Below are 6,182 nucleotides of genomic sequence, written 5' to 3'. Positions count from 1 at the left end.
ACAATTGCGACGGAGATTGTCTGACATTCTCAAAGACTTAACTCCAGAATTGATTGCTTCGCTTACAGGTTGGGAGTTTATTACTGATGCTGTATTAAGTTTATCTTCACATTAAATTGGTATAAGATCCTTAATTAAAGTGTTTGCGTTAGGGTATGACAGATTTGTGATTGCCTCGGCATGTTCTACAGTAAAAATCGGTCTGAAATAAAGGCTCTCAAGCAAGGCGATCGCATTACCCGATCTACGTCCCATCTCATTAATTACTAACTGACGATGTTCCTCTTTCAATTTGACAATTTTACGGGCAGTAGCAGCAGCTTCTTGAGCAACCTCATAAACACCACGTAAAAAGAATTTGAGCCAACCCTCCCAGTTGCCACTATCTCGGACAGCCTGCAGGCGATCGTAATATTCGGCGCGGTATTTCTTGAAATAGTAAGAGATGTAAAGTAAAGGACGTTGAAGTATATTTTGCTCGCACAACAGAAAGGTAATTAGTAGTCGTCCTGTTCTGCCATTACCATCAAGAAAAGGATGAATAGTCTCGAATTGAGCGTGGGCTAATCCAACCTTAATCAAAGTTGGTATAGGTTGTGGGCTATGCAAAAATTTCTCCAAATTGTCTAGAGATTGGAGCATTTCATGCGGCGGTGGGGGAATATAGGTTGCTTCTGCTAGGGAGCATCCTCCTGCACCAATCCAATTCTGGCTACGGCGAAACTCCCCTGGATTGCGTTCAGCACCTCTCACCCCTGCCATTAACTCTTGGTGAATTTCTCGAATTAATCGCAAAGATACGGGTAACTCTTTGAGTCGCTCAAGACCATAATTAATCGCAGAGATGTAATTCACGACCTCTGCTACCTCTTGGGGATTATCTGGCTCTAAAGCCTGAGATTCAAATTCTAGAACATCGATCAAAGATGCTTGTGTGCCCTCAATCTGGCTCGACAAAACTGCTTCTTTACGAACATACATGAACACAAATAAATCTGGGTTTGGGAGTGCATCAGTTGCTCCGTCTAGGCGACCCAAGGCACGATCCGCTTGAGATAGCAAATTCCACATTTCCTGGTCCATAATAATCTCAGGCACGGGTGGCAGTGGATTAGGTATAAAGGCTCTATAGCCCTCTAGCTGTTCTACATATTGCCCTGCTCTAGAAGCCTCAAGCATTGTTATCGGTTGCGATAATACTGAATAAATTGTCACCCTATATTATCAGAAAGCCCTCTTTTTCGTTAATAAGATTGCTCGCACAGAATACCTTACACTACATCTAGTGCCTTGTAGAGCAACCTAACACTGCGTTGGTGCGGACGAAACGGAGATTATTGGTGGGCGTTCAAGCATATTTACCGCCGCACAACTTCACCGTTAAACGCGATCGCTTCTGAGCATAAATGCTAATGTAATTATTTTTAGTTTCTATAGAATAAAACATAAAATTTTAGGCAAAGGGCGATCGCCGACCTAAGCGCAGCTTGAGAAAAGCAAACAGGATTACTTCTAGAATAGGTGGTAGATCCCCCTGTGTCCCCCTTGTCTACCGTGACCCAACCCGACGCTAACTTACAAAATCTCCTTGAATCTGTCGCTGCTGGCGAAATTAATCCCGCAGTTGCACTAGAAAAACTCAAGCATTTTGCCTATGAACCTGTAGGCGATTTTGCCCGTATAGACCATCACCGTAAACTGAGAACAGGTTTTCCAGAAGTAATATGGGGTCAGGACAAAACACCAGATCAAATTGCTCAAATTATGACAGCAATGCGCCAACGCAGTTCGGTAGTTATGGCGACGCGCATTGAAAGTACAGTTTACGCTCAATTAGAAACAAAAGTTGCAGGGCTAGCATATTACCCATCGGCGCGAATATGTGCGATCGCTCCTGCTAATATCGAACCTGAATATCCAGGTACTATTGGCATTTTATCGGCTGGTACTGCCGATTTACCTGTAGCAGAAGAAGCAGCAGTTACAGCGACTCTGTGCGGCTTCCAAGTACAACGATTGTGGGATGTAGGTGTAGCAGGGATTCATCGCTTGCTCAACAATCGCCATGTCATAGACTCTGCATCAGTGCTAATTGTGGTTGCAGGGATGGAAGGCGCATTACCGAGTGTAGTTGCAGGTTTAGCAGATTGTCCTGTAATTGCTGTACCTACTAGCATCGGCTACGGGGCAAGTTTTGGCGGACTTGCACCACTACTTACAATGCTCAATTCTTGTGCTGCGGGTGTAGGTGTAGTCAATATTGATAATGGCTTTGGCGCGGCAATTTTGGCAGGTCAGATTTTAAGAACGGCAGCGAAGTTAAATCGGCTTTAAGCACCTAATAGGAAGTTTATACTTATAGTTATACAAACTTGTAGTATCAATCTATAGGTAAATTTATGCTATTAGAACTAAATCAATTAGTTGTCAAACCTGGGCAGCAGTTGTTACTGAAAAATATTTCTTGGCAGATGTATGAAAATATTTTAGAAGAATTAGGGGAAAAGCGTGCTGCTAGAGTTAATTATAGTCAGGGACTATTGGAAATAATGACTCCACTACCAGAACATGAGGATGACAAAGAAATCATTGGCGACTTATTAAAAGCGCTACTTGAAGAACTTAATATTGAATTTAGACCTCTTGGTTCTACTACTTATAAAAATAAGCAGATGTCTGTAGGAGTAGAAGCCGATCAATGCTTTTATATCCAAAATGAAGCAGCAATTAGAGGTAAAAAACGCATAGACCTGGCTATAGACCCGCCGCCAGATTTAGCACTGGAAATTGATATAACTTCTCGCACTCGCCTTAACAACTACGAAGCTTTAGGAGTACCGGAATTGTGGCGATACGACGGTGAAAGTTTAGAAATAAATGTATTAGAAAGTGGCAAATATGTTAAATCAAATATTAGCCGCAATTTTCCTAGCTTGCCTTTAGTTGATATTATTCCTCACTACGTCGAGCAAAGTAAAATTAAAGGTAGAAACGCCACTATTAAAGCTTTTAGAAGTTGGGTAAACTCCCAAGCCAAAAATTAAGTTTTCAGTTGGATGGCAACATGAGTGAAAAAATCCGCTACGATCGCGCCATATTACCCTGTAAAATTACATGAGACGCGATCGCACTGGAACAAACTCAGTTTTGTGTCACTTAACCTCTAAACCCTACATTGGACGGTAAACGCGGTAATTGATTTCTGGGAAGATGTTATCCATTTCTTCCACTTTTTCTAGCCAGCCACTATCAACTTTACCCAGATTGAGTTCTTCGTAGAGCTTATTAAACCGCATTAAGTGCGATCTCGTCCTCCTCACAGCATAGGGAACCATTGTTCCCGTCCGCATAATAAACGCCCAATCTGAAGACTGCGCTAGTAATAATTCCCTCGCTGCTTGATTTAAAGCTTTCCATTCCAACTCATCGGCTGGTTCTTTGCGTCCAAGTTCGATCATCCGTTCGGCGGCTTTATGTAGGTGCGGATAAACCCAAGCATTAGTCTCATTCAACCAATATTCATGAAATCCTTTAAAGCCCCAACTAGATTGAGAAGGACGACAAACTTGTTGATTAGGATTTTCCCGCAAATAATCAGCTAAATGCGTCATTTTGTACGTTCCCTGGTCGTACCATGACTTGCGGAAAAGGTAATCGATAAACCAAGGTCCTTCGTACCACCAATGACCGAATAACTCAGCATCGTAGGGAGAAACAACAATCGGCGGGCGCTGCATAATGGCGTGCAAATTCCCAACTTGTTGCTCGCGATTGTACATAAAATTGCCAGCGTGTTCCGCAGCTTTTTCTCTTGCCCAGTAAGGATCGTAAAGCGCCTTGTCCGATAACCCCAAGCCGCGCCCAGTGATTTTATGGTACTTAATCCCTGTATTTTTGCGCTGACCGTTGGGCATGATGTACGGCTTAATGTATTCGTATTCTGCTTCCCAACCCAAATCTTTGTAAAACTCGCGGTATTCAGCCGCACCAGGATAGCCAACTTCTGACGACCAAACTTGCTGAGACGATTCGTGATCGCGTCCAAACGCTGCTACCCCCGTCTCTGTAAATATCGGCGCGTAACTGCCAAAACGCGGGCGCGGACGGGCGTAGAGAATGCCATGACCGTCTGTAAGGAAGTAACGCAAGCCAGCATCAGCTAACATCCTTTCTAGCCCCTCGTAGTAGGCGCATTCGGGCAACCAAATACCTTTGGGCGGACGACCAAAAGTTTGTTCGTAGTGTTCGCAAGCTACCTGAATTTGCGCCCAAACTGCTTGGGGATACATCTTCATTAATGGCAAATAGCCGTGAGTAGCACCGCAGGTAATAATTTCTAAGTTATTAGTATCTTGAAATTGCTTAAATGCAGTTACTAAGTCGCCTTTGTAGTGTTCCCATAGCTGACGGGCTTTGTTAAACTCGTTGGCGTAATACTCGGCTAAATAGCGGATGTGTCCGTTATTCGTGTTGCGTTCAGCTTCTAGCTCGATTAATTCTTCTAATTGGGCTAAGTGAGCATCGTAGCGTTCTTGCAGCAACTTATCGCGCAGCATAGACACCAGTGGCGGTGTCATGCTCATGGTAATTTTGAAGTCGATGCCGTCTTTTTTTAAGCCTTCAAATACTTGCAATAAGGGAATATAAGTTTCTGTGATGGCTTCATAGAGCCATTCTTCCTCCAGTACATAGTCACTTTCAGGGTGACGAACAAAAGGTAAATGAGCGTGGAGGACAAGCGCGACATAGCCAATAGCCATAGTAATCTCAAAGTTGGGTGTGCAGGGATATAGCGATCGCCAGCTAGGGTAAAAGCAACATATTGTAAGAATTTTATGCCGAAAGAGGTAGCACCGTGAAATGTCTCGATCAATTCCCAGCGTTAGATAGATGTTTTTGCCGTACATTATTCGCTAAAACCTTACTAGAGCAGTAGCTAGCAGGGAAAAAAGCCGAGTAATGACTAATAAAGCCCAAAAACAGCCAGAAAACTCACCTTCTTTTTTGGAATCTGTAACTAAAAACGCCTTTGGGGTTGCAAGTGCGATCGCGTCCATAGCTTTGGATGCTGGGCAGAATGCCGCCGATACAGCCCACGACTGGATTTCTCAAGCGACAAAAGGGGCGGGACAAACTATTGATAGTATTGGCGAAAATTGGTTTGTTCGCAGGCTAACTCGCTTTCTCAACCTCGATTGGCTATTTGGTGCAACTTCTAATGTTGATGTCTCAAAGGCTGAAGATGCTGTCAAAAAGCTGCAACAAAAGTACCCTAACGATTCGCCCAGTCAAATTGCTCACCGCATTATGGTAGAAAAAGCTACCCAAGCAGGCGGAATTGGGCTAGCCAGCAGTATTTTACCTGGTGTAGCTTTGGCATTATTTGCTGTAGATTTAGCAGCAACGACGCGCTTGCAAGCTGAAATGGTATATCAAATTGCTGCTGCTTATGGCTTGGATCTCAAAGATCCGGCGCGTAGAGGCGAAGTATTAGGAATTTTTGGTTTGGGACTTGGCGGCGGGAGAATTTTACGGGCTGCGGGTTTAGGCATACTCAGAAATGTACCCTTTGCAGGTGCAACAATTGGCGCAAGTTCAAATGCAGCGATGTTGTACTCTTTGGGCTATGCTGCTTGTCGGTTCTACGAAGCTAAGGTGAAATCAAATCAGCCCGTAGACGCAAAAACTCTCGACAACTTACAGCAACAAAGCCAAGAATATCTTAAAACGGCAATCGCCCAACAAATCGTTATGGATCAAATCTTGGTACACGCAATTTTGGCAAGTCACCCCGAAAAGTCATGGGAAGAGATTTTGCCTCAACTGCAAGCATTAAACCTCACTCCGTCGTCATTAAAAGCGATCGCGCGTAATATCAAAACGCCGCAACCTCTAGATGATTTACTTGCTATCCTCAACCGCGATTTTGCCATTCCCTTGTTAGCACAGTGTTACCGCATTGCTGAAGCCGATGGCGTACAAACACCTCAAGAGCAAGAAGTAATCAAAGCGATCGCCACCAAGTTTAATATTGATATCAATGCGATCGGTGCGGCTGTAGATAGCAACCAAGAAACGCCTACAGAATTGAGTGCTTCATAAAACTTAGCAGATTAAGCAAAACATTAATTCAAAGGAAAGTTCCCCAATCTTCAGGGGAATTTTTGCATATACGGATATTG

5 protein-coding genes are annotated in these 6,182 nt (G+C 43.7%); 3 read left to right on the top strand and 2 right to left on the bottom strand.

What is annotated here, in order from left to right:
- Nucleotides 1-111 precede the first annotated feature (111 nt).
- A complete protein-coding gene (locus UH38_RS23650; protein WP_200892601.1) occupies nt 112-1,179 on the bottom strand; it encodes a Fic family protein in 1,068 nt (355 codons plus the stop codon).
- Between the two features lie 375 nt (nt 1,180-1,554).
- Between UH38_RS23650 and larB the strand changes: the two genes are divergently transcribed.
- A complete protein-coding gene (gene larB, locus UH38_RS23645) occupies nt 1,555-2,334 on the top strand; it encodes a nickel pincer cofactor biosynthesis protein LarB (RefSeq protein WP_045057172.1) in 780 nt (259 codons plus the stop codon).
- Nucleotides 2,335-2,399: 65 nt separating this feature from the next.
- Nucleotides 2,400-3,044: a Uma2 family endonuclease gene (locus UH38_RS23640; RefSeq protein WP_045057166.1), complete on the top strand. Its 645-nt coding sequence runs from the start codon at nt 2,400-2,402 to the stop codon at nt 3,042-3,044.
- A gap of 126 nt (nt 3,045-3,170) precedes the next feature.
- Here UH38_RS23640 and UH38_RS23635 read toward each other — a convergent pair whose 3' ends face one another.
- The gene (locus tag UH38_RS23635; RefSeq protein WP_045057165.1) at nt 3,171-4,760 is read right to left on the bottom strand and encodes a glycoside hydrolase family 57 protein; all 1,590 of its coding nucleotides are present in this window, start codon (nt 4,758-4,760) and stop codon (nt 3,171-3,173) included.
- Nucleotides 4,761-4,959: 199 nt separating this feature from the next.
- On the opposite strand from UH38_RS23635, the gene UH38_RS23630 reads away from it, so the two are divergent.
- Nucleotides 4,960-6,102 carry a hypothetical protein gene (locus UH38_RS23630; RefSeq protein WP_045057164.1) on the top strand — a complete coding sequence of 381 codons (1,143 nt, stop codon included), beginning with the start codon at nt 4,960-4,962 and terminating at the stop codon, nt 6,100-6,102.
- The last annotated feature ends 80 nt before the right edge of the window (nt 6,103-6,182 follow it).

This window comes from Aliterella atlantica CENA595, from assembly GCF_000952155.1.
In the GTDB taxonomy this organism is placed as follows: Bacteria; Cyanobacteriota; Cyanobacteriia; order Cyanobacteriales; family Chroococcidiopsidaceae; genus Aliterella; species Aliterella atlantica.
The sequence above is the reverse complement of the archived record's forward strand: the minus strand, read 5'-3'. Positions and strand labels throughout refer to the sequence as shown.